This is a genomic window from Rhodopseudomonas telluris, assembly GCF_042432815.1.
GTDB lineage: Bacteria > Pseudomonadota > Alphaproteobacteria > Rhizobiales > Xanthobacteraceae > Rhodopseudomonas > Rhodopseudomonas telluris.
The window spans coordinates 84,620-107,379 of sequence record NZ_JBHLWM010000011.1; the positions used below are offsets into that span (position 1 = coordinate 84,620).

Annotated in this window: 17 protein-coding genes and 1 tRNA gene; 4 read left to right on the top strand and 14 right to left on the bottom strand. The window is 65.9% G+C overall.

From position 1 onward, the window contains the following. Nucleotides 1–318: 318 nt before the first annotated feature. The gene (locus tag ACFFJ6_RS23505) at nt 319–1,194 is read right to left on the bottom strand and encodes a DMT family transporter (RefSeq protein ID WP_378392507.1); all 876 of its coding nucleotides are present in this window, start codon (nt 1,192–1,194) and stop codon (nt 319–321) included. Between the two features lie 120 nt (nt 1,195–1,314). Beyond that, nucleotides 1,315–1,761, bottom strand: a complete 447-nt coding sequence (locus ACFFJ6_RS23510) for a hypothetical protein (protein ID WP_378392509.1) — start codon at nt 1,759–1,761, stop codon at nt 1,315–1,317. Nucleotides 1,762–1,982: 221 nt separating this feature from the next. On the opposite strand from ACFFJ6_RS23510, the gene ACFFJ6_RS23515 reads away from it, so the two are divergent. After that, nucleotides 1,983–2,059 (top strand) — tRNA-Arg (locus ACFFJ6_RS23515). A 34-nt stretch (nt 2,060–2,093) separates the two neighbouring features. Here the strand turns inward: ACFFJ6_RS23515 and ACFFJ6_RS23520 are convergent. Further along, the gene (locus ACFFJ6_RS23520) at nt 2,094–2,966 is read right to left on the bottom strand and encodes a cysteine hydrolase family protein (RefSeq protein ID WP_378392511.1); all 873 of its coding nucleotides are present in this window, start codon (nt 2,964–2,966) and stop codon (nt 2,094–2,096) included. Between the two features lie 526 nt (nt 2,967–3,492). Between ACFFJ6_RS23520 and ACFFJ6_RS23525 the strand changes: the two genes are divergently transcribed. Further along, the gene (locus tag ACFFJ6_RS23525) at nt 3,493–3,843 is read left to right on the top strand and encodes a GrlR family regulatory protein (protein ID WP_054164854.1); all 351 of its coding nucleotides are present in this window, start codon (nt 3,493–3,495) and stop codon (nt 3,841–3,843) included. A 79-nt stretch (nt 3,844–3,922) separates the two neighbouring features. Here ACFFJ6_RS23525 and ACFFJ6_RS23530 read toward each other — a convergent pair whose 3' ends face one another. The 11 genes from ACFFJ6_RS23530 to ACFFJ6_RS23580 all read right to left on the bottom strand — a co-directional run bounded on the left by ACFFJ6_RS23530 (nt 3,923) and on the right by ACFFJ6_RS23580 (nt 21,607). Then, nucleotides 3,923–5,563, bottom strand: coding sequence for a GMC family oxidoreductase (locus tag ACFFJ6_RS23530; protein WP_378392513.1), 1,641 nt, complete (start codon nt 5,561–5,563; stop codon nt 3,923–3,925). A 10-nt stretch (nt 5,564–5,573) separates the two neighbouring features. After that, complete coding sequence (locus ACFFJ6_RS23535; protein WP_378392515.1) at nt 5,574–7,013, bottom strand: aldehyde dehydrogenase family protein; 1,440 nt, start codon at nt 7,011–7,013, stop codon at nt 5,574–5,576. 131 nt (nt 7,014–7,144) lie between these two features. Continuing rightward, a complete protein-coding gene (locus ACFFJ6_RS23540) occupies nt 7,145–8,128 on the bottom strand; it encodes a helix-turn-helix domain-containing protein (RefSeq protein ID WP_378392517.1) in 984 nt (327 codons plus the stop codon). Nucleotides 8,129–8,226: 98 nt separating this feature from the next. Further along, nucleotides 8,227–10,932, bottom strand: a complete 2,706-nt coding sequence (locus ACFFJ6_RS23545; RefSeq protein WP_378392519.1) for a PAS domain S-box protein — start codon at nt 10,930–10,932, stop codon at nt 8,227–8,229. A gap of 189 nt (nt 10,933–11,121) precedes the next feature. Further along, nucleotides 11,122–13,305 (bottom strand): PQQ-dependent dehydrogenase, methanol/ethanol family, encoded by a 2,184-nt coding sequence (locus ACFFJ6_RS23550; protein WP_378392521.1) that lies wholly within the window; start codon nt 13,303–13,305, stop codon nt 11,122–11,124. A gap of 212 nt (nt 13,306–13,517) precedes the next feature. Further along, the gene (locus ACFFJ6_RS23555) at nt 13,518–14,312 is read right to left on the bottom strand and encodes an NUDIX hydrolase (RefSeq protein WP_378392523.1); all 795 of its coding nucleotides are present in this window, start codon (nt 14,310–14,312) and stop codon (nt 13,518–13,520) included. Nucleotides 14,313–14,316: 4 nt separating this feature from the next. Beyond that, entirely contained in the window at nt 14,317–15,270 is a 954-nt protein-coding gene (locus ACFFJ6_RS23560) for a dihydrodipicolinate synthase family protein (RefSeq protein ID WP_378392525.1), read from the bottom strand. A gap of 83 nt (nt 15,271–15,353) precedes the next feature. Beyond that, nucleotides 15,354–16,214, bottom strand: coding sequence for a MaoC family dehydratase (locus ACFFJ6_RS23565; protein ID WP_378392527.1), 861 nt, complete (start codon nt 16,212–16,214; stop codon nt 15,354–15,356). A gap of 146 nt (nt 16,215–16,360) precedes the next feature. Continuing rightward, nucleotides 16,361–16,753 carry a Zn-ribbon domain-containing OB-fold protein gene (locus tag ACFFJ6_RS23570; protein ID WP_378392529.1) on the bottom strand — a complete coding sequence of 131 codons (393 nt, stop codon included), beginning with the start codon at nt 16,751–16,753 and terminating at the stop codon, nt 16,361–16,363. Next, the gene (locus ACFFJ6_RS23575) at nt 16,753–17,901 is read right to left on the bottom strand and encodes a thiolase family protein (protein ID WP_378392531.1); all 1,149 of its coding nucleotides are present in this window, start codon (nt 17,899–17,901) and stop codon (nt 16,753–16,755) included. The genes ACFFJ6_RS23570 and ACFFJ6_RS23575 overlap by 1 nt, the downstream gene beginning before the upstream one ends. 220 nt (nt 17,902–18,121) lie before the next feature. After that, entirely contained in the window at nt 18,122–21,607 is a 3,486-nt protein-coding gene (locus tag ACFFJ6_RS23580) for an indolepyruvate ferredoxin oxidoreductase family protein (protein ID WP_378392533.1), read from the bottom strand. Nucleotides 21,608–22,022: 415 nt separating this feature from the next. On the opposite strand from ACFFJ6_RS23580, the gene ACFFJ6_RS23585 reads away from it, so the two are divergent. Then, on the top strand, nt 22,023–22,256 hold the full coding sequence (locus ACFFJ6_RS23585; RefSeq protein ID WP_378392534.1) for a hypothetical protein: 234 nt from the start codon (nt 22,023–22,025) through the stop codon (nt 22,254–22,256). 222 nt (nt 22,257–22,478) lie between these two features. After that, on the top strand, nt 22,479–22,757 hold the full coding sequence (locus ACFFJ6_RS23590; protein ID WP_378392535.1) for a GCG_CRPN prefix-to-repeats domain-containing protein: 279 nt from the start codon (nt 22,479–22,481) through the stop codon (nt 22,755–22,757). Nucleotides 22,758–22,760 lie beyond the last annotated feature (3 nt).

The following is a 22,760-nucleotide window of genomic DNA, read 5'->3' on the forward strand; positions in this document are numbered from 1 at the left end:
TGCGGCCCATCCTCTCGCAAAAGCCTCCGGACGCAAATCCGGAGGCTTTTTGCTGCGCGGATCAGTAGCAGGCGGCGCCCCGGATTCCGCGCCGCCCATCGGGCAATCCGTTTCATCCCGGAGCGGCCGGGCACGCCACGCCATCGCGAAGCTCAAACCTCGGCGCCGGCAGGCGTGACCCCTCGTTGCCATCCGAAGCGCGCTTGCCGCAAGCGGCTCGCCACGTGGGACCTCCGCTTTCGTGGAGCATTCCAAATGATTGGGTTTCCGCCACAAGACCGTTTAGCAAACGAGCGCTCGCGTCGGGCGCGCTCCGCGCTACACCCGCGTCCGGTTCACCAGGAAGACCGCGGCGGCGCAGATCGCCATGCCGGCGATGGCGATGGCGTCGAGGCGTTCGTCGAACAGCACGAACGCCATCAACGCGGTCACGGCCGGCACCAGATAGAACAGGCTCGCCACTGACGTCGCCGCCGAGCGGCGGATCAGCCAGTACAGCAGGCCGATCGAGCCGATCGACAGCACCAGCGCCAGCCACGTCAGCGCCAGCACGAACTCGGCGGTCCAGCGCACCTCGCGGGTTTCGAACAGCAGCGCGCCGACGCCGAACAGCGCCATCGCGGCGAGGAACTGAACGATGTTGCCGGCGCGCCAGTCGATGCCGCTGCAGAACCGCTTCTGATACAGCGTACCGAGCGTGATGCTGATCAGCGAGCAGCCCGAGGCCAACCAGCCCCACCCCGCGTCACCGGTGATGCTGCGGTTGTGCATGATCATCAGCGCGCCGCCCAGCCCGAGCGCCAGCCCCAGCCATTGCTGCGCGGTGACGCGCTCGCCGAGCCAGCGATTGGCCAGCGTCGAGGTCAGGATCGGCTGCAGGCCGGGGATCAGCGCCGACAGCCCGGCCGGCACCGAATGCGCGATCGCAATCGCGGTGCCTGCCAGATACACGCCGTGCACCAGCAGCCCGGCCACCACGCTATGGCCGATGCCGGCGAGGTTCGGCCAGCGCGGCCGGGCGACCAGGGCGATGATCGCCATCAGCCCCACCACCAGGATCATCCGAAGGGTGAGATAGGTCAGCGGCTCGGCGCCGCTCAGCGCATATTTGGTGCCGACGAAGCCGGTGCTCCACAGCACCACGAAAATGGCCGGCGCCGCGCGCGCGGCCCAATGGTCGGTGGAGGTTGTCATTGCGGATCTTGAGTGCCCGATCGGCGGACGCGCCGCAATGGCAAATGCGTCAACGCGACGCAGGCGAGCCGGCCGGCTTTGAGAAAGCGCTGGACGGCGCGTGGATCGGGCTATGCGCGATCAAAAATCCTCGGGACACGGATCGACGATCTTCCACAGCTCGGCGCCGTTCTTGATCTTCTTCATCTCGTTGGTGAGGCCGCCGTTGCGGCGGATCCAGTCCTTCACCGGCTGCGGATAATAGCTCATCAGCTCGTCGGTGCCCTCGGAGCTGTTGACCTTGATGCCGAAGGTGAAGGCCTTGTCGTAATAGGCGAGATGGAAGCCGAGGCTGGCGCGCGGGGTGACGCAGATCTTGTTCAGCGGCACGATGCCGAACACCATGGTGCAGGCCGAATTGCAGATGCCGTCGATGATCACGCGCTCGCGGCGGTCACGGATGCGCTCGTATTTGGCCTTGTACTCGGTGACGTAGCCGCCGTGGTCGCGGGTGATACGCAGATCGGCATGCGCCGGCGACACCATCAGCACCAGGGGGAGCAGCAGCGACGGAAGCAATCTTCGCATGGACAATCGGCAATCGGGATGTCGAAGGACAGGACGACGGCGGCCCGGCACCGTCTGGCCCACACTCTGGCTTCACAATGTTTGGAAATCGTTAAGCATCGCATTCCGGCGAAAACATGGGCGCCGAAACCTGGGCAATTCCGGCCGCCCCCCTGTAAATCCCCGCGGAAATGCTGTAATCGGCCCGTTGTCCCACCGCAGCGCGGCCGCGGACAGCCCAGGCGCTCGTAGCTCAGCTGGATAGAGCATCGGATTTCGATTCCGAGGGTCGGAGGTTCGAATCCTTCCGAGCGCGCCATCTGCCCGCCCCTAAGTCGGCCGGCTCGCAGCTTTCAGCTCAGAAACGCCTCCGAAGTCGTCAGCACGAGTCCGCGCGCGGCCATGTCGGCGAGGAACTGCTCGGCGATCGCCGGGAAATCCGGCGAGCCCGGCGACGGCGGCACCGGCGACATGCAGTCGGTCAGCAGGTGGATCTTGGACACATGCGGCTCGCCGATGTGGTCGACCAGCTGGCGCACGGTGGCGGCGACGCAGTGCGACGACGCCTCGCCCGCAACGGCGATGATGTCGGCCTGCTGCAGCGCCGCGACCAGGCCGCGGTTGAGCTGCGTGGCCGGATCGGCCGGGTCTGGCACTTCGGCGAGCAGCGCCCCGTAGTGTTCGGTGAAGGTGTTGAGGCCCTTGGCGACGAAGTCGGTCGGAACGCCGTGCGCGCGCTCCCAGGCCGCCAGCGCTCCCCGCAGGGTGTCGGCGACGTTGTGGCCCCAGCTCCCGACCAGGCAGTGCTCCGGCCACACCATCAGCACGAACTTGCCGGCGCGCTCCAGCTCGGCGGTGTAGTCGAGCATCCGCGGCCGCCACTCCGGCCGGCGCGGCGACCACGCGCCGGAGTCGACGTCGCCATGGGTGATCAGCGTGAACGGCGGCGGCGCCGCCCCGGCGGCATCGCGCCAGAACGCCGGATGGGCGACGTCGATGACGCGGTGGGAATCCAGCGTGACGTGGATGCGGCCGAGCCGACCGCCGAGCCGCTCGATCATCGCGGCGACCCGCGCCATGTCGGCCAGCGCCCCGGGCACCGGCAGCGTCGAGCGGAAGCGCGTGCCGTCCGGCAGCGCAAGGCCGACCGGATCCCCCTCGCCCGCCCGGATGTCCATGAAGTCGTTCTGCGGATCGATCACGACCAGATGCGTTGCCAGGCTCAACGTGGATGCCCTCCCTGCGCACGCCTTGCACGATCACCGAACTTCGACGATCGCACCCGGCTGGTCAATTGCCGACGCTCCCTCCGCGCTTCGGATTGTCCAGGGGGACGGTAATTCAAACCGCTTGCGCTGTATCGCCGCGACGTGACGATCTTGGTATCGTCCTGTCGTCGACGCGCGTGCGGGTCCGCCCCTCGCAACACAGGCCGCACTCAGCTATTTCAGCAACATCGCGAACTGATAATCGCACGCGAAATTTTTCGCCTTCCGCTGATCAGCGACGCGGCTAATCCAAGCACATCCGCGAAGCGGAACGCGGGCGTTCGTGCTGACTCCAATGCGCCCGAATCGAACCGTTGCGCCCCGTCATCGCGACTGATCACCGCGATCGCGCGGCGTGCTCGCCCCGGCCGCGGCGCAGCAAAGGCTTCGCGCGCTCCTGCCGCGTTGACGGCTGCGAACGAGCTTTGGCATAATTTCACAACTGCTGGATGCTGCCGATCCGGGCGGTGGCGTGGGAGACGCGATGAGGAACGGCCTGTATTCGATCCACGCCGATCTGCTGGACGGCCGTTCCGGCAAAGGCAGTGGCGTGGCGGTGTTCCTGAACGGCAGGATTTTGGGCGGCGACGCCTATCTGTACTACACCGGCAGCTATGTAACGTCCGGAAGCACCTTCAAGGGCGAAGTCACCGTCAGCCAGCACACGCCGAGCCCGGACGAAAGTCCGCTGTTCGGCGGCCAGAAGGAACCAGTCGGCATCGGCGTGTCCGGCACCTGGACCGACACGTCCGCGACGATGCAAGGCACCGCGCTGGTCGGCAAGTCGAGCCAGCTGTTCAAGGCGACCCTGCGCTGGCTCGCGCCGGCCGATTGACGGCGTCCGGCGACGGCAGCCGATGCGGCCGCTGTTCGTGCGATTCCGATCGCACGAACTGGCCCTTCCCTGCGCGCGGTCAGCCGAGCGCGGCCTTGATCATGTCGGAGGCCTTCTCGGCGATCATGATGGTCGGCGCATTGGTGTTGCCGGTCGTGACTTCCGGAATGATCGAGGCATCGACCACGCGCAGCCCGGCGACGCCGTGAACCCGCAGATGCGGATCGACCACCGCCATCTTGTCGGTGCCCATTTTGCAGGTGCCGCACTGGTGGTGATACGACATCACCGCCGAGCGGGCGTAATCGGCGAGCTGCTTGTCGCTCTTGGCGGCGGGTCCCGGATAGATCTCGCGCTTGATCCAGGCCTTCAACGCCGGCTGCTCCGCGACCTTGCGCAGCATCTTCACGCAGGTCACCAGCGTGGCGACGTCGTAGTCGGTGGCCAGCACGTTGATGTCGAGTTCGATATCCGCCGCCGGATCAGCGGAGGTCAGCCGGACTTCGCCGCGCGAGGTCGGCTTGACGCCGCCAGCGTTGAAGGTGAAGGCGTTCTTCACCGAGGCGTCCTGCTCCGGCGCGTAGTACGGCGCGAACAGGCCGAGCGGCTGCATATCCGGCTCGGGCCGATCCGGCGACGTCTTGGCGAACAGCTGGACGTGGAGCGGCGTCACGCCCATGTTGTTGGGCGGCGGAACCGGCTTGGAGGCTTCCCACGTCACCGGCAGCAGCGTGTGGTCGTGCAGGTTCTGGCCGACGCCCGGCAGGTCCTTCTTCACGGTGATCCCGAGCTTCTCGAGCTGCGCGCGCGGACCGATGCCGGACAGCATCAGAATGCGCGGGCTCTCGATCGCGCCGCCTGAGACGATCACTTCGCGGGTCGCGGTGACCGTGTGCATACCGCCCTGCTGCATATAGGTGACGCCCGTCGCGCGGCCGTTTTCGATCTCGACCTTGTGGACCCGCGCATTGGTGATGAGCGTCAGATTGGGTCGTTCCAGCGCCGGCCGCAGGAATGCCACGGCGGTGGACTGGCGCAGGCCGTCGCGGGTGTTGAGATCGCAGAAGCCGACGCCGATCTGGCTCGGCCCATTGCAATCGGGGTTGTACGGATGGCCGGCCTGCACGGCGGCTTCCATCATCGCGACGTTGACCGGATGCGGCCGTACTTCCGACGTCACATGCAGCAGCCCGCCCTTGGCGTGATACTCCGACGGTTCGCCGTCATAATCCTCGGACTTGAGGAAATACGGCAGAACGCTCTTCCAGTCCCAGCCGTCGTTGCCCCACTTCGCCCAGCGATCGTAATCGGTCGGCGCGCCGCGCACATAGATCATGCCGTTGAGCGACGACGACCCGCCGAGCGTCTTGCCGCGCGGCCAGTACAGGCGGCGGTTGTTGGCGTGCTTCTGCGGCGTCGTCCAATACGCCCAGTCGTAGGGCGAATTCCACAATTCGATGACGCGGATCGGCGTCGAGATCTTCTCGCTGTCGTCCGGCCCGCCCGCCTCGATCAGCAGCACGCGCGCGCCGTTTTCGGTCAGGCGATTGGCAAGCACGCAGCCGGCGCTGCCGGCGCCGCAAATGATGTAGTCGTAGCTCGCGTCGAGCGCCTCGGCGGTGTTGATCGACGCGCCGGGAAGTCCACCGGTGACGGTGAGAACGCCGGCCGCGACGGCGGTGCGGCCGATGAATTGGCGACGGTTCATCTTGTCGGTCATGACGCTGCCCTCAGGAGATGACGATCTGGAGATCGGTGTATTCGTGCAGCCCGTCCTGGGCGAACTCGACGCCGAGGCCGGACATCTTGGTGCCGCCGAACGGCGCGTCGGGACGGATCATGCCGTGCTGATTGATCCAGGCCGTGCCGCATTCGAGCCGCGCCGCCACAGCGCGCGCCTTCTGCGGATCGGCCGACCAGACCGATCCGCCGAGACCTGCAGGATTGGCGTTGGCGGCGGCGATCGCCTCCTCGACATCGGTGAATTTGATGATCGGCAGCACCGGGCCGAACTGTTCCTGATCGACCAGCGGATCGCCGTTCTCGAGATCCGCGATCAGCGTCGGCGGGAAGAACAGGCCTTCGCCGGGCGTGCCGCCGATCAGCACGCGCCCCTTGGTCTTGGCGCTCTCGACCAGTGCGACCACCTTGTCGAACTGCATCTTGTTGGAGATCGGCCCGAGCATCGTTGCTTCGTCGAGGCCGTTGCCGACCCGAACATTGGCCACATAGGCGGTCAGCGCCTCGCAGACGGCGTCGTAGACGTCGGCGTGGACATACAGCCGCTTCAGTGCCGCGCAGGTCTGGCCGGCGTTGATGAAGGCGCCCCAGAACAAGCCTTCGGCGATCGCCTGCGGATCGACATCGTTCAGCACGAGGCCGGCGTCGTTGCCGCCGAGTTCGAGCGTCAACCGCTTCAGCGTGTCGGCGGCGGAGCGCATGATGTGCTGGCCGGTCGCCGTCGATCCGGTGAAGACGATCTTGCGGATGCCGGCGTGCGCCGACATCGCCGCGCCGAGATTGCCGGCGCCGTCGCTGCCGGTGACGATATTGACGACACCCGGCGGCAGCACCTCGTTCATCAGCGCGACCAGCCGCAGCGTCGACAGCGGCGTGAACGGCGACGGTTTCGACACCACGGTGCAGCCGGAGCGGATCGCCGGCAGGATGTGCCAGACCGCAATCAGCATCGGCCAATTCCACGGGGTGATCGAGCCGACGACGCCGAGCGGCTTGCGCACCTTCTCGACATGCCCGCCCTCGCCCGACGCCAGCACTTCGGGCGCCAGCGACAGCGTCGAGGTGTAGCGGCTCCAGCCCACGGCGCCCTGCACTTCGAACATCGAGCCGATGCCGGCGAGCGGTTTGCCCTGCTCCAGCGTGATGAGCCGCGCCAACTCCTCGGCATGTGCCTCGATGCGGTCGGCGATCGCCAGACACGCTGCGGCGCGGACGGAGTCGTCGGCGGACGACCAGCTCTTGAACGCGTCCGCGGCCGCGGCGACGGCGGCATCGAGGTCGGACGGCTCGGCCTCCGGCGCGTAGCCGACGATTTCGCCGCTGGCCGGATTCAACACGGCGAAACTGCTGCCGGTCACCACGGCTTGGCCGCCAATCATCATCGGAAACAGCGGCCCGTCGAGCGCGCTTTGCTGGATCTGCTGGTTCATGGCTCCCCTTCTCCGGTTCGGTGCGCCGGAGAAGTTAGGACCACCGCGCCGCCCGAGACATCGACCGAAGCGACCGACCTTTGGGACCGAAGCGACGCGCGCGCGTCAGAGCTGCCGAGTGGCGACAGCGATCAACGCCGTTCGCCCGGCGCCGCGCCGAAATGCCGACGATAGGCGCGGTAGAAGAACGACAGATCGTTGAAGCCGGAGCTGTAGGCGATCTCGCTGACGGTCAGCGCCTGATCATTCAGGATCCGCCGGCGCGCCCGTTCCAGCCGCGTCGTCAGAATCTGCTCGCGCGCGCTGTCGCCGTGACGGGCGAAGCTGCGCTGCAACTGCCGTGGGCTGATCCCGAGCTCGCGGCAGATCTCGCCGGCTCCGAACGCCGGATCGCTCGCGTGCCGATGAATAATGCACAGCGCCTCTTCGTACAGCCGATCATGGGTGTCGCGCGAGGCGTAGCCGCTGGTCCTGGCTTCAAGCAGTGCGCTTGCGAGCACAGCGAACAGCGCCTCGTGCAGATGCGTGGACGCGTCGTCCTCGATCCGGCCGTTGCTGCCGCCCGCGTCCGAAGCGTGCGTAGTCCCGGCATCGGCGATCTGCCGCGCCAGGCGCAGCATCAGGACCTTCAACGCCACCGCAAAGCCGCTGTCGCTCCGGATCAGGGTCGGTCCGTCGAGCAGCTTGCCCAATCGGCCCATCCCCTCGCTGCGCGCGATATGCAGCGAGATCTGCTCGGCGTCGTCTCCGGCAAAGCTGAAGCGGCTCGGCCGCGTCGCGTCGCTGACGAAGATGTCGCGCGGCCGCAGCAGCGCGGTCGCGCCGCCCTGAGTCATCTCGGCCGAGCCGGAGCATTGCATCGTCAGCACGAAGTGATCGACAAAGTCGGCGCGGATCTGAGCCGCCGTACGCTCCACCTCGACACCGGCGAGGCGCACATAGGCGAGCTCCGCGCCCGCTTCGCCGCGCAGCAGGCCCGTCCGGGCCGCGAACGGAAACTCGCCGCCTTGTCCAGCCCGCGCGGTCCGTACCGTATAGGTGCCGCAGACCTGCCTGACGCCGCTCTGAAAGGATTCGACCGTGCGATGGGGCTGGGGTGCGAACGCGGACTGCATCGTCGGCTCCGGCTCTTGGACTGAGGCATGGAGAACCACGAAGCAAGAACCCTGCCATTGCCGGAGATTTGTGCAGGCGGCAGGCCGCCGAGGCGCGTTCAGGCGCGCGCACTCGCGACGGGTGCGTCGTCGACCTCGCGCGGCGCCGCCCGCGGCAGGATCATCTGGATCCGCGTCCCATTGCCGGGCTCGGACACCAGCTCGAGCCGGCCGCCGAGGCGATTGGTGACGATGCTGTAGACGATGTGCAGGCCAAGGCCGGTGCCGCCCTGATCGCGCCGCGTCGTGAAGAACGGATCGAACGCCCGCCGCCGCACGTCGAGGCTCATGCCGCAGCCGTCGTCCGAATACAGAATTTCGACGGCGTTCGGACCCGCGGCGCGCACCACGATCTCGACGGTGCCGGGACGACCATCGGGAAACGCGTGCGCGACCGAATTCAGAAACAGGTTGGTGAGCACCTGCCCGTACGGTCCGGGATAGGAGTTCATCGCCAGGCCCGGCTCGCATTGCACGTTCAGCGTCAGGTTCTGCTTGCGCAGCCCCGGCCGCAAACTCATCACGACCTGCTCGGTCAGATCGCCGAGATCGAAGATCCGCTGATCCGAGTAGTTGCGGTCGGCGGCGACCTGCTTGAACGACTGGATCAGCTCGGCCGCGCGATTGAGATTGGCGACGAGTTGCGCCGATGCATCCCGGGTGCCGGCGAGAAACTCATTGAGCCGCGACCGCTTCAGCTCGCCGCGCTCGACTTCGGTCGTGAACACGGCGGCCTTGCGGTCGAGCGCCGACGCCACCGTCAGGCTGATGCCGACCGGATTGTTCACCTCGTGCGCGACGCCCGCGACCAGGCGCCCGAGGGCGGCCAGCTTTTCGGCCTCGATCAGCGATTGCTGGGTCTCGCGCAGATTGCGCAACGCGGCTTCGGCGGCGTCCTTGGCCTGCCGCATCTCGAGTTCGCCGCGCTTGCGCTCGCCGATGTCGAGCGCCACCGTCACGATCCGTTCGATGCGCCCCTCGGCATCCTTCAGCGGCATCTTATTGACCAGCCACTGCCGCATCGCGCCGCTCACGTCGCGATACTCTTCCTCATAGAACCCCAGCCCCTCGCCCGTCGCGAGCACCTTCTTGTCGTTGGCGTCGGTCTTGTGCGAACCATAGCGCGACATCAGGTCGGCAGTGGTACGGCCGATCGCGTCTTTCGGATCGACGCCGAAGATCGTCGCCATGTAGCGGTTCATCAGCAGATAGCGCAGCTCGGTGTCCTTGACGTTGATCACCGCCGGCACCGTGTCGATCACCTGCTGCAGCAGGCGCCGCCCCTCGGCGACCGCAGTTTCGGCGCGCTTCTGGTCGGTGATGTCGCGCACCGCCCCCTCGTAGCGCACCACCGTGCCGGTCTCGTCGCGGATCGCGCTGGCGCTGTCCGACAGCCACAGCACCTCGCCGTTGCGCTTGCGGGCCTGGTACTCAAATTCGCGCACCATGCCGTCGCGTTCCATCTGCTCGCGATATTCGACACGCTTGTTCGGATCGACATAGATGTCCCCGGCGATATCAGCGGCGCCCCGCATCAGCTCTTCCGGAGTTTCGTAGCCCATCATCCGCGCCAGTGCCGGATTGGCATTGAGCAGAGCGCCCTCCGGCGTGGTCACGTAGATGCCGTCGATCGACCCTTCGAAAAGCTTGCGATAGCTCTCCTCGGCAAGGCGCTGCTCGGCCAGCGCCCGAACCGCCGCCTCGCGGGCGGTGTCGGCTTCGACAAGAGTCCGGCGAAACACTTCGGCGGCGCGAGCGATGTCGCCGATTTCATTCTTGAGATCGGTCGCGGGGATCGCCGTGTACTGACGACCGGCGGCGAGCGAACGGATCGCGGCGGTGATCGCCGTCAGCGGCCCCACGGTTCGGCGCACCACAAAGGCCGCCGCCATCAGGCCGACCAGTACCCCGGCCGAGCCGAGCACGATGCTCTGCCATTTGTCCTCGGCGAGCGTCCTGGCGAGATCCTTCGACAACACCCGCCCCCGCCGAGCGCTCACATCGCGCAGCAGCTCGGTAACTCGTGCGATCAGCCGTCCCTCGCTGCCGAGCACGGTGCGATCGAGCATCGCGATCTCCTGCTCCACGGCGGTGGTGGAGATGATCACGTCGGCATAGTCACGCACGGCCGTCGCCGCGGCGGCATCGGCGATCGGGATCGCGCGCATCCGCTGCGCCGCTTCGCTGGCTCCGGGCAGATCCCGCGCCAACAACGCCGCGGCGATCTTGCTGTGCTCGCTGTGCAGCGCCGCCGCGAGGCCGCGATCCTGCAGGCCCGTGACGACCGCCTCGAACGCATCGCGGAGCGGCGGCACGCTGGCCACCATTTCGGCGCGGCGCGGCATCAGGGCCGTGATTCGCTCCAGACCGTCGCGATAATTGGCGAGCCGTGCGGTGACGCCGTCGATCATTTCCTGCTGGTCGGCATCGATCTCGAGCCGGGTCTTCTTCAACAGCGCGGTCAGCGCCGAGGCCGCTTCGAACACCTTGCCGGCTGGCTGTGCGCTCGGCTCGCTCACCACCTGCCGTGCCGCGAAGCGAAGCTCGCTCATCCGGCGCTCGATTTCCTCGGCGAGATCGCCGACGCTCTGCAGCCGCTGCAACTCGCCGAAGGTGTTGTCGATGTGGCGGATAGCAATGACGCTGCCGACGCTGGTCATCGCGATGATCGTCAGCAACAGCAGGAAGCTGCCAAACGTCATCTGCCGGATCGAGAGCGTGCGCGACCTCACGCTCTGGATGAACGCTGACATGGCGTTTGGCATGATGTCGAAACCGCTGCTCCCGTCGGGCGACTATCTCATAAAGTCGCCGCAAAGGGTACAGCGCCGGACGGCCGGCTACAACGTCGGCGCGCGCCGCCGTCCGAACAGATGTCGAGGGCCGTCCCTGCTGGAAGCGTGCAAGTCCTCCCGCCGATGGCGCGGCGGGAGGAACAGGTGCCGCGGGTGCGGCTATTTTTTCGGCCGAATGGCGTCGGCCGTGCCTTGGATGAAGGCCTGGATCTTGACCACGTCGGCGTCGGTGAGCTTGCCGGTGAAGTCCGGCATGCCCTTCTCACGGAACGGCCCCTTGAACACGATCTGTTTGAGGTTGGCGATCTTGTCCGTCGTGCTGTAGCCGAGGTTCTTGACGTTGCCGCCCCGGTCGACACCCGGAACGCCGTGGCAGGTGGCACAGGCCGCGACGTAAATCGCGGTGCCCTCCGGCACGTCCTTGGGATCGTATTCGACGCCGGTCAGCAGGTTGCCCATCTGATACTTGGTGAAGGCCGGCATCGGCGCGTTGCCGCCGACCGCGAAGGTGTAGACCGTGCCGGGCGCCTCGGTCTCCGTCGCACGGGCGCTGATGCCGAACACACCGCCCCAGCCCACCGCGATCGAGACGTATTGCACGCCATCGACCGTGTAGGTCGCCGGCGCCGCGACCGCGCCGGTGCCGAGCGGGCTTTCCCAGAGCTTCTCGCCGGTCTTGGCATTATAGGCGACGAAGCGCCCATCAGCCGTTCCCTGAAACACCAGGTTGCCCGCGGTAGTCAACGTGCCGCCGTTCCACGGCGAGACGTACTCGGCGCGCCAGGCCTCCTTCTGCTGCACCGGATCCCACGCGACCAGACGACCGAACGGCAGGTTCTTCGGCGGCGTCGCGTTCAGCGAGAAGCCGACATTCCAGCCCGTGGTGCTCCCGAACTTGAACGGCTCCATCTTGTTCTGGTTGAGCGCCTTCTCGCCGGTCAGGTTCACCGGCACGCCCTGCGCCGGCAGATACACCAGTCCGGTCTGCGGATTGAACGACATCGGGTGCCAGTTGTGCGCGCCATACGGTCCCGGGATGGCGTCGAACGGTTTATCCGCCGAACGCGCCTCCGGATTCTCGATCGGTCGCCCATCGGCGTCGTAGCCGGTCGCCCAGGTCACATCGACGAAGTTCTTCGCCGAGATGAACTTGCCGTTGGTGCGATCGACCACGAAGAAGAAGCCGTTCTTCGGCGCATGCAGGATCACCTTGCGCGGCTGGCCTTCGATGGTGAGGTCGGCCAGGATCATCGGCTGGGTGGACGTGTAGTCCCAATTGTCGCCGGGCGTTTCCTGATAGTGCCAGATGTATTTGCCGGTGTCGGCATTCAGCGCGACCAGCGACGCGAGATAGAGATTGTCGCCGCCGGCCGGGCTGCGCAGATGGCGATTCCAGGGCGAGCCGTTGCCGGTGCCGATATACACCATGTTGAGTTCGGGATCGAAGGTGATGGTGTCCCAGGTGGTGCCGCCACCGCCGTTGACCCACCATTTGCCGGCCGGATCCCACGTCTTGGCGGCCTTCTCCATCGCCTCGTCTTCGAACGGCTTGGACGGATCGCCGGGCACCGTGAACCAGCGCCAGGCCTGATTGCCGGTCTCGGCGTCGTAGGCGGTGACGTAGCCGCGCGCGCCGTATTCGGCGCCGCCATTGCCGATCACCACCTTGCCGTTGAACACGCGGGGCGCGCCGGTGATGGTGTAGGAATGTTCGTGGTCGACCAGCGTGTCCTTCTCCCAGACCTTCGCACCGGTCGCGGCATCGAGCGCGATCAGCCGACCGTCATAAGCGCCGACGAACACCTTGCCCTTGTACAGCGCCACGCCGCGATTGACGACGTCGCAGCAGCCACGATAGCCGTTCTCGCGTTTAACGCCGGGGTCGAACGTCCAGAGCTTCTTGCCGGTGCGGGTGTCGATCGCATGCACGACGCTCCACGAGGCGGTGACGTACATGATGCCGTCGACCACCACCGGCGTCGCTTCGACGCCGCGCTCCGACTGCAGGCTGTAGCTCCACTTCAGGCCGAGCTGTTTTACGTTATCGGTGTTGATCTGATTGAGCTTGCTGAAACGGGTTTCAGCGTAGTCGAGGCCATAGCTCGGCCAATCGTTGGTCGTCTTGGCGTTGGCAACGATCGCCGCGCTGTCGATCGCGCCGGTGACGCTGCGGATGTGATCGGCCGAGCCTTTCGCGCCCTGAGCGAAGGCTGCGCCATGAGCCAGCAGCGCAGCCGCAAGCACGGCGGCGCCGACCTTCAAGTCCTTCCGAAACATTTGTGCGGACGAATGCGTGATGAAGAATCGGTGCGCTGCCCGCGCCCGATCGGCAGGTCGTTTCATGCGTTCACTCCCTATGGCCTCTGACGGGCCTGACGAGAGTGTTGCGCGCGTTCTAAAACCCGTCAACTGACGAGACGGGCACGATCATCTATTTTGATATCACTGCCGCAGCGCAACACATTCTCGCTGCAACGCCACGCGCGTAGTTGAGCCGTCACGACTCCACAATCAGAACTGGACGGGGCAAGCGCGGAGCGGCTGCCGAAACCGCGCTAATTGCCGTTGAACTCGAAGACTTCGCCGTCGTAGCCCGCTTCGGCGGGGATGCGCAGCGTGCGCTTGTCGCCGTCACGGCCCATGATCGGCATCACCGTCATGACTGTCTGCCCACGCGAGAACGCCAGTGCATCGCCGACGCTCGGCTGCTTGCCGAGTCGGATCAGGTTGCGCGTGGTCGGGAACGGCAGCGTGAAACGGCCACTCTCCCCGCCTTCGAGCGCCTCGCGCGGCGACAGCCAGATCGAATCAGTCGATTCCTTGCCGTCGTGCATGCCGAGTTGCTCGGGCGGTGCCTCGGCGAGGAAGAACCACGTATCGAACCGCTTTGGCAACTTCTCCGGCGTGATCCAGTGCGCATAGGGCACCAGCAGGTCGAGCGCGAGTACGAGCTGGTTGGTCGCGAGAATCTCGGCGAACGAGATCTTGCCCTCGCACAGCGCGGTGCGATGCGCGGCTTCGATCTCGCTCGCACGCGATGCCGCGACGAGCTGGTCGCTACCGCGCGGCCGCGCCAGCAGGATGCCGCTCTCCTCGAACGTCTCGCGGATCGCCGCAATCTGGAAATCGAGCGACGGCCCCTCGCCTTGGGCGCCGCATGCGTAGAGCTCGGGCTTGTCGATGATGTCGCGATCGCCGGCATCGACGCTGCCGCCGGGGAACACCAGCGCGCCCGAGGCGAACTCGATCTGATAGTGCCGGACCATCATGAAGACGTCGAAGCCGTCGGCGCGATCCCGCAGCAACAGGATGGTGGAGGCAGGACGTGCGACCGAGGCTTCGTTCGACATTCGACTACTCCGCAGCTTTGGCGCGTTGTTCGAGGTCCGCACGCTCGTCGATCCGCGCGAGCCGTGACAGCAGATAGTCCACTTCCTCGCGCGCCGTGTCGGTCAGAACCGAGCCCGGCTTGCGCTGCGCCGACGAGGCGATGATGCCGCGCTTCTTCAGCACGTATTTGCGGACCGCGAGGCCGACGCCCTGCTGCTGCTCGTAGCGGATCAGCGGCAGATGCGCGTCGAACAGATTATGCGCGAGATCGCGCTGGCCGGCTTTCGACAGCTTGACGACGTCGACCAGCATGTCCGGGAAGCAGTAGCCGGTCATCGCGCCATCGGCGCCGCGTTCCATCTCGAAGTCGAGGAACAGCCCGCCATTGCCCGTCAGGATCGACAACGGCCGCAGCGAGCCGTCTTTCTGGAAGGCGCGCAGCTTGGTGATCTTCTCCAGCCCCGGCCAGTCTTCGTGCTTCAGCATCACGCAGGACGGATTGTCCATCACGATCTGACGGATCACGTTCGGCGTCATCACCACCGACAACGTCAGCGGATAGTCCTGCAGACACCACGGGATGTCGTCGCCGATCGCCTCGACGGCCTGCCGGAAATAGCCGGTGATCTGCTCGTCGGTACGCAGGCTCGGCGGCGGCGCGATCATCACGCCAGCGGCGCCGGCCTCCATCGACGCCCGTGCCAGCGCCCGCATCGTGGCGAATCCCGGCGCCGAGACACCGACGATCACCTGCATGGACTTGGCGCGCTTGACGAAGCGAGTCGCCACCGCCTGCGCTTCGACGGCGTCGAGCTTCGGCGCCTCGCCGAGAATCCCGAGCACCGTCATGCCGTCGCAGCCGACCTCGGCATAGAAGTCGGTCAGCCGGTCGATCGAGGCATCGTCGATCCGGCCGTCGTCGTGGAACGGGGTCGGTGCGATGGCGAACGTGCCGGCGGCGTCGGGGGTCAGCTTCATGGACTCGGCCTTTCTTCAGAGAGCGCGACCACCGATATCACCCCGAACCGCCCGAGTCTGCCGTCCTCCAGCGTGGATCTACCTCAGCCGAGCACAGTCCGGCCGCTCTTGATCACGGTGACGTCACGTGTCTTCACCTTGGCCTCGAATGAGATCACGTCGCCGTCCTTCCACAGATCCATGGTGACGGTTTCACCCGGGTACACCGGCGACGAGAACCGCACCGCGTGCTGCCTGAACGCGGACGCGTCGTAGTCCGCATAGGTCTGCAGCACGCCGCGACAAGTGATGCCGTAGGTGCACATGCCGTGCAGAATCGGCCGCGGGAAGCCGGCCTTCTTGGCGAATTCCGGATCGGAATGTAGCGGATTGCGGTCGCCGCACAGCCGATAGATCAGCGCCTGGTCGGGCCTCGTCGAAATGTCGATGCTGCGATCCGGCGCGCGGCTCGGCATCTTGTGCGGCTCGGGCTGCTCCAGCGCCGGGCCGCCGAAGCCGCCATCGCCGCGGGCGAAACGCGAGGCCAGCAGCGTCGCAAGGTCCGCACCCGTTTCGTCGCGCAGCACGGTCTGGTGACGGATCACCACGCCCTTGTCCTTGCCCTTGTCGTAAACCTGCACCACGCTGGAATCGGCGGTGATGTTCGCCGCCACCGGCATCGGCCGATGGAAGGTGATGTCGCGCTCGCCGTCGACCACCAGCAAACGGTTGAGGTTCATCTCGCCCGGTCCGGCGCCCCACGCCGCCACCGACGCGAAGGTCGGCACCACCTTCAGCGGCCGCTCGGTGTAGGTCGCCTCGTTGACGAAGGCGAGTTCCTTCTCGTCCATCGGATCGGCCCCCATGCCGATGCCGTAGGCGTAAAGCATCACGTCGCGATCGGCGTAGGTGTACTTCTGGCCGACGCTCTTCAGCGCCATCAGTTCGTCATAGCGGGCCGACATCGGCTTCTCCCTTGTTCTTTTCTTCGACGATACGACGGCTCACATCGTCATTGCGAGCGCAGCGAAGCAATCCAGAATGCCAAGCACCGTGGCTGGATTGCTTCGTCGCTTCGCTCCTCGCAATGACGTGGTGAGCGCGGTCGTTATCAGACCGGCGTATAGAACGGCAGCGGCGCGCCGCCGTCGCTGGGCTTGAACACCACCTTGACCTTGGTGCCGATCTTCAGCGCCGAGAAATCACAATCGACGAAGTTGGTCAGCACCGACGGGCCTTCCTTCAGCGTGACGTAGCCGATCGCATAAGGACCGGTCGCCGACTTGCGCATCAGGCTGAAGCTGTAGATCTCGCCCTCCCCCTTGCTCTCTTCCCAGACCGTCTGGTCCGAGAAGCAGAACGGACACAGCGCGCGCGGGAAGTAGTGCGCCTCGCCGCAGGAGGTGCAGCGCTTGATCAGCAGCTTGCCTTCGCTCGCCGCATCCCAGAACGGCTTGGTTTCCGGATTGCCCTGAGGCGCGGGATATTTCACGGGGCTGTTCATTACACGCGCTCCAGAATGCAGGTCGATGCCCCGTGGCGGATGCCGAGCATGCCGCCGGTGCCGTGAGCCAGGGCCAGATCGCAGTTCGGTACCTGAACCTTGGGGTGCGCCTCGCCGCGGAGCTGGCGCACTGCTTCGAGCAGCTTGGTCATGCCGCCGCGATTGACCGGATGGTTGCTGCACAGCCCGCCGCCGTCGGTGTTGAACGGCAGCTTGCCGACGCCGGAGATCAGGTTGCCGTCGGCGACGAACTTGCCGCCCTCGCCCTTCTTGCAGAAGCCGAGGTCTTCCAGCTGCATCAGCACCGTGATGGTGAAGCTGTCGTAGATCGACGCGTACTTGATGTCCTTCGGCGTGACGCCGGCCATCTCGAACGCCGCCGGGCCGGACCACACGCCCGCCGAATAGGTCAGGTCGAGATCCTTGCCGCCGCGCGGACCCTTGATCGACTCGCCCGCCCCGATCATCCGCACCAACGGCCGCTTCAGGCTGCGGGCGATTTCCTCGGTGGTGACGATCAGTGCGCCGCCGCCATCGGTGACGACGCAGCAGTCGAGCCGATGCAACGGATCGGCGATCAAAGGCGAACTCAGCACGTCCTCGACGGTGACCACGTCGCGCAGCATCGCATGCTCGTTGTACTGCGCGTGATGCGACGCCGCGACCTTGATCCAGGCGAGCTGTTCCGACGTGGTGCCGTATTCGTGCATATGGCGCGCGGCGCACATCGCATAGACATTGTGCGTGGTGGCGCCGTAGGCCAGCTCGAAATCACCCTCGGCCCCGACCGGACGCGGCGGCAGCGCGCCGGTGCGCGGCTTGCCGGCGAGCGTAATCAGCGCCACCGAGCAACGGCCCGCGGCGATCGCCTCGGCCGCATGGCCGAGATGCACCAGATAGGAACAGCCGCCGGTGTCGGTGGAATCGAAATGGCGGACCTTGAGGCCAAGGTAGTCGACCATCGCCATCACGCCGCCCGGCGCATCGCCGGCACAGAAATAGCCGTCGATATCGTCCTTGGTCAGGCCGGCGTCTTCGATCGCGCCCTTGGCGACTTCGGCATGGAGCTGGGCGATGGATTTGTCGGGCGCGTGGCGCGTGGGATGTTCGTAGATTCCGGCAATGTAGGCCTTGCCTCTTATGGTCAACGCAGTTCTCCGCTGGCGTTTAATTCAGATGGTTTTTCTGACCGCTCCGGACGACCTTGGCAAGCGTGTTCGCCGAAAAGGCAAATTCCCGTGAAATGGAATGCTGGACCATCACTCGTGATTGCGAGCGCAGCGAAGCAGTCCAGAAGCGCCGAGCACGGCGTTCTGGATCGCTTCGTCGCTACGCTCCTCGCAATGACGTGGAGAGGTGCGAGCGGGACTACTCCGCCGCCATCTGCCGCGGCGGCGCTGGTTGCGGGTCGCGGAGGTTGGCGCGCAGTTCGGCAGTGCGCGGCGCGGTGTCGTCCACCGACTTCTGCTTCACCGGGCCGTAACCGCGGATCAGGTCCGGCATCGACAGCAGGTCGATCGCGGTCTGTACCGTGGCCGGCGACAGATGCTGCAGCACGTTGGCAACGTCGGCCTCATAGTCGGCGATCAGCTGTCGCTCGAGCTTGCGCTCGGGGTGATAGCCGAACACATCGATCGGCGTGCCGCGGACGAAACGCAGCGCCGCGAGCGTCCGGAACACAGGACGCATGCCCTCCCCGAACTGCCGTTTCTTCGGCCGTCCGGTGACGTCGACGCCGGGCAGGATCGGCGGCGCCAGGTTGAAGCTGACCTTGTAGTCGCCTTCGAACTGGTCGCGGATCTGCTGCTCGAACGCCGGCTGCGTCAGTAGGCGCGCCACTTCGTACTCGTCCTTGTAGGCGAGTAGCTTGGCGTAGTTGATCGCCACCGCGCGCGGCAGCGCCTCGTCGTAGCCACCGGCATCGGCAGCAGCGCGGACCTTGGCGACGAGATCGCCGTAGCGCCGCGCCAGCCGCTTGCCCTGATAGTCCGTGAGCATCGCGGCGCGGTGAGCGATGATCTCGTCCAGCGACATCTCGCCCTGGGTCTTCGGCGCCGCCGCGCCGTCGGCGCCCTGCAGCAACGAAGCGAGCCGCTCGGGATCGGCGGCGGCGAGACGGCCGAGCCGGAACGCCTGCGTGTTCATCTTGATCGACACGCCGTTCAGTTCGATCGCCTGCTCGATCGCTGTCGCGGAGAGCGGCAGCAGACCGCGCTGATAGGCGAAGCCCATCATCATCATGTTGGTGGCGATCGCGTCGCCCAGCAACGTCTCGGCCGCCTTGGTGAAGTCCAGGAACGACGAGTCCTTGGTGAGCGCGGCCGTCAGCACGCTGTTGACCTTGCGGGTCTGAAAATCGAAATCGCGATTGCGGATGAAGTCCGAAATCGGGATCAGATGCGTGTTGACGACGCCGTGGGTGCGCGCCGACTCGCACAGCGAGATCGTCTCCTTCGAAATCGCCATCACTTCGTCGGCCACGATCAGCACGTCGGCCGAGCCGGTGACGATCCGCGAACAGGTCACCTCCTCAGGCTTGTTCGACAGCCGGACGTGGCTCAGCACCGCGCCGCCCTTCTGCGCGAGGCCTGACATGTCGAGAATCATCGAAGCCTTACCCTCGATATGCGCCGCCATGCCGAGCAGCGCGCCGATGGTCAGCACACCGGTGCCGCCGACGCCGCCGACCGCGATGTTGTAAGGCTTGTCGAGCCCCGGCCGCGCAGCCGGCTCAGGCAGATCGCCGAGCGCGCCGAGATCGACCGGCGCGCGCTTGCGCAGCTTGCCGCCGTCGATGGTGACGAAGGACGGACAGAAGCCCTTGAGGCACGAATAGTCCTTGTTACAGCTCGACTGGTTGATGGTGCGCTTGCGGCCGAGCTCGGTCTCCAGCGGCTCCACCGAGATGCAGTTCGACTGCACCGAGCAATCGCCGCAGCCCTCGCACACCGCCGCATTGATCATCACGCGGCGCGCCGGATCCTCCAGCGTGCCACGCTTGCGGCGCCGCCGCTTCTCGGCCGCGCAGGTCTGCACGAAAACGATCGCCGAAGCGCCCGCGATGTCGCGGCATTCCTTCATCACCGCGTCGAGTTCGTCGCGATGCCGCGTCCGTGTGCCCGGCGCGATGCTGTCCGCCGGATACGCGTCGGGGGTCTCCGACACCAGATAGATGTCGCGTATGCCTTCGGCGTGAAGCTGATAGGTGATCTGCTGCGGCGACAGGTCGCCGTCGTGACGCTGACCGCCGGTCATCGCCACCGCGTCGTTGTAGAGGATCTTGTAGGTGATATTCGCCTTGGAGGCGATCGACTGCCGGATCGCCAACGAGCCGGAATGGAAGTACGTGCCGTCACCGAGATTCGCGAAGATGTGCTTCTCGTTGGTGAACGGCGCGATGCCGACCCACGGCACGCCCTCGCCGCCCATGTGGGTGAAGGTCTCGGTGTTGCGGTCCATCCACAACGACATGAAGTGACAGCCGATGCCGGCCAGCGCGCGGCTGCCTTCGGGCACCTTGGTCGAGGTGTTGTGCGGGCAGCCCGAGCAGAAATACGGTGTGCGGACCAGCGGCACGACGTTCTGGACTTGCGAGGCGTCGCGGCCGTGAAACCAGTCCGCCTTGGCGCGCAGCATCTCGGCGATGGTCGGATCGATCTCCATCGCCAGCAGCCGGTCCACCACCGAGGTCGCGACCTTGGCGACGCTCAGCTCCTGGGCGAACGGCAGCAGCCGATGATCGTGCTCGTCCATCTTGCCGATCACGCGCGGACGTTCGCGCATCCCGAACAGATGCTGCTTGACCTGGTTCTCGACGATCTCGCGGCGCTCTTCGATCACGAAGATCTCTTCGAGCCCGCGCGCGAATTCGCGCACGCCTTCCGGCTCGAGCGGCCACGGCATGCCGATCTTGTACAGCCGCAGCCCTATCCGCGCCGCAACCTGCTCGTCAATGCCGAGTTCGCGCAGCGCCTGGCGTACGTCCTCGTAGCTCTTGCCCGACGCCATGATGCCGAACCGCGCGTTCGGCGAATCCATGGTGACGCGGTTGACCTTATTGGCGCGGGCAAAGGCGATCGCCGCAAAGCCCTTGTAGTCCTGCAGCCGGCGGTCCTGATCGTAGCGATCGTCCGGCCAGCGCAGATTGAGGCCGCCGGGCGGTATCTCGAAATCGCTCGGGATGACGAACGGCGTCATCTCGTCGGCGAGGTTGATCTCGGCGGTGGTCTCCACCGTCTCGGTGATCACCTTCATGCCGACCCAACAGCCGGAGTAGCGCGACATCGCGATGCCGAGCAGCCCCATCTCGATGATCTCGTGGATCGACGAGGGATAGAGATACGGCATAAGCGCCGCGATGAAGGCGTGGTCCGATTGGTGCGGCACCGTCGACGACTTGGCGCCGTGATCGTCGCCGGCGAGGCACAGCACGCCGCCATTCTTCGCCGAGCCGGCGGCATTGCCGTGGCGGAAGACGTCGCCGCAGCGATCGACGCCGGGGCCCTTGCCATACCAAATGCCGGTGATGCCGTCGTACTGGGCGCCGGGCGACAGATTGAGCTGCTGCGTGCCCCAGATCGCGGTGGCCGCGAGGTCCTCGTTCACGCCGGGCTGGAATTTGACGTTGTACTCTTCGAGATGCCGCCGCGCCGAAATCAGCTGCTGATCGTAACCGCCGAGCGGCGAGCCGCGATAACCGGTGACGAAGCCTGCGGTGTTGAGGCCCGCGGCGCGATCGCGTCGGACCTGCGCCATCGGCAATCGCACCAGCGCCTGAATGCCGGTGAGAAAGATGTGGCCCGAATGCAGCGTGTATTTCTGATCGAGACTGATCGGTCCCTGGTCGATTCCCATACGGCCCTCATAGAGCGTTTCGACCGCGCAACCGTTGCCGCTGCTGCGGTCTTTGGAATCAGTCTATGCCGGTTTATGTCGCTGACGCACCACAAAAATCCGCGACGCCGCCCAGCCCTGCAGGTTTGCAGCTTTCGTTCCTCAGCGGCCTCTGCGCTTGTTGTTTCGTGCGCCAAGATCGCGGTCGGAGCACGATCATGTCGCGTCTATCGCAGCGCGTTCCTCGGAACCGATCGGGGAACGGATAAAGCGGCGAAGGATTAAATTGGGAGCAAGGAGGTGCTGCATGGCGCAAGGAAATTCGCAGGGCAGTTCGACGGACTATCCCTATCGCTCCGACAGTCCGCAGGATCATCGTGATTCGGCGCGGTTCGAGCCGGAGATCGCCGGTGAGCCGCATCAGCGCAGAGCCCCGATGATCACCGGGGCCATCATCGCGGTTGCGGCCCTCATCGCGCTTGGATTCGGTGCGGTGTTTTACAGCATGAACGCGTCGTCCGTGGATCCTAAGACCGCTCCGGTCGCGACCACCGTTCCCGATACGCCGTTGAGCCCGGCTGCGCAGGAAGCGCAGTCCAAACAATCCCCCGGGACGACCAAAACGCAGCCCGGCGTGACAACCGGCGCCGCGCCTTCGCGGGCGCAGTAAAGCGTCGCAGTTCGTCACTGAAAACGACATGCCCGAGAGCAGTGGATGCGAAAGCGTCCGCTGCTCTCTCCGTTTTGCACCTGCGAAGGAAACGATCGCAGCTTGTATTTATGCCGTGTTTACAATGAATCGGATATGCGACGCTCGGGGCGAACGTACGCACTCAACCTTGCGTGCGAACTTTCAGCAGCCGCTGTTGCGGCCGAATCGAGGGAAGATCCGATGAAGATGATTTTCGCAGCCGCCGCTTTTGCTGCCGCGCTTGCCAGCGCGAGCGCCGCAAATGCCATGCCGGTCGCGCCGTTGAATTCCAGCGGCAGCGCGGATGTGATCCAGGTTGCGCAAGGCTGCGGTCCGGGCTGGGCGCGCGGTCCGATGGGCCGCTGCCGTCCGATGTACCGCCGCCCGCCGGTCGTCGTCGTTCCGCCCCGCGTGGTCGCGCCGCGCGTCTGCCCGCCCGGCTATTCCTGGCGCGCCGGCCGCTGCCTCCGCCGCTACTGATCG

Coding starts and splice junctions, on each gene's coding strand:
- ACFFJ6_RS23505 (WP_378392507.1), bottom strand. CDS start 1,194: ATGACAACCTCCACCGACCATTGGGCCGCGCGCGCGGCGCCGGCCATT.
- ACFFJ6_RS23510 (WP_378392509.1), bottom strand. CDS start 1,761: ATGCGAAGATTGCTTCCGTCGCTGCTGCTCCCCCTGGTGCTGATGGTG.
- ACFFJ6_RS23525 (WP_054164854.1), top strand. CDS start 3,493: ATGAGGAACGGCCTGTATTCGATCCACGCCGATCTGCTGGACGGCCGT.
- ACFFJ6_RS23530 (WP_378392513.1), bottom strand. CDS start 5,563: ATGACCGACAAGATGAACCGTCGCCAATTCATCGGCCGCACCGCCGTC.
- ACFFJ6_RS23535 (WP_378392515.1), bottom strand. CDS start 7,013: ATGAACCAGCAGATCCAGCAAAGCGCGCTCGACGGGCCGCTGTTTCCG.
- ACFFJ6_RS23540 (WP_378392517.1), bottom strand. CDS start 8,128: ATGCAGTCCGCGTTCGCACCCCAGCCCCATCGCACGGTCGAATCCTTT.
- ACFFJ6_RS23545 (WP_378392519.1), bottom strand. CDS start 10,932: ATGCCAAACGCCATGTCAGCGTTCATCCAGAGCGTGAGGTCGCGCACG.
- ACFFJ6_RS23550 (WP_378392521.1), bottom strand. CDS start 13,305: ATGAAACGACCTGCCGATCGGGCGCGGGCAGCGCACCGATTCTTCATC.
- ACFFJ6_RS23555 (WP_378392523.1), bottom strand. CDS start 14,312: ATGTCGAACGAAGCCTCGGTCGCACGTCCTGCCTCCACCATCCTGTTG.
- ACFFJ6_RS23560 (WP_378392525.1), bottom strand. CDS start 15,270: ATGAAGCTGACCCCCGACGCCGCCGGCACGTTCGCCATCGCACCGACC.
- ACFFJ6_RS23565 (WP_378392527.1), bottom strand. CDS start 16,214: ATGTCGGCCCGCTATGACGAACTGATGGCGCTGAAGAGCGTCGGCCAG.
- ACFFJ6_RS23570 (WP_378392529.1), bottom strand. CDS start 16,753: ATGAACAGCCCCGTGAAATATCCCGCGCCTCAGGGCAATCCGGAAACC.
- ACFFJ6_RS23580 (WP_378392533.1), bottom strand. CDS start 21,607: ATGGGAATCGACCAGGGACCGATCAGTCTCGATCAGAAATACACGCTG.
- ACFFJ6_RS23585 (WP_378392534.1), top strand. CDS start 22,023: ATGATCACCGGGGCCATCATCGCGGTTGCGGCCCTCATCGCGCTTGGA.
- ACFFJ6_RS23590 (WP_378392535.1), top strand. CDS start 22,479: ATGAAGATGATTTTCGCAGCCGCCGCTTTTGCTGCCGCGCTTGCCAGC.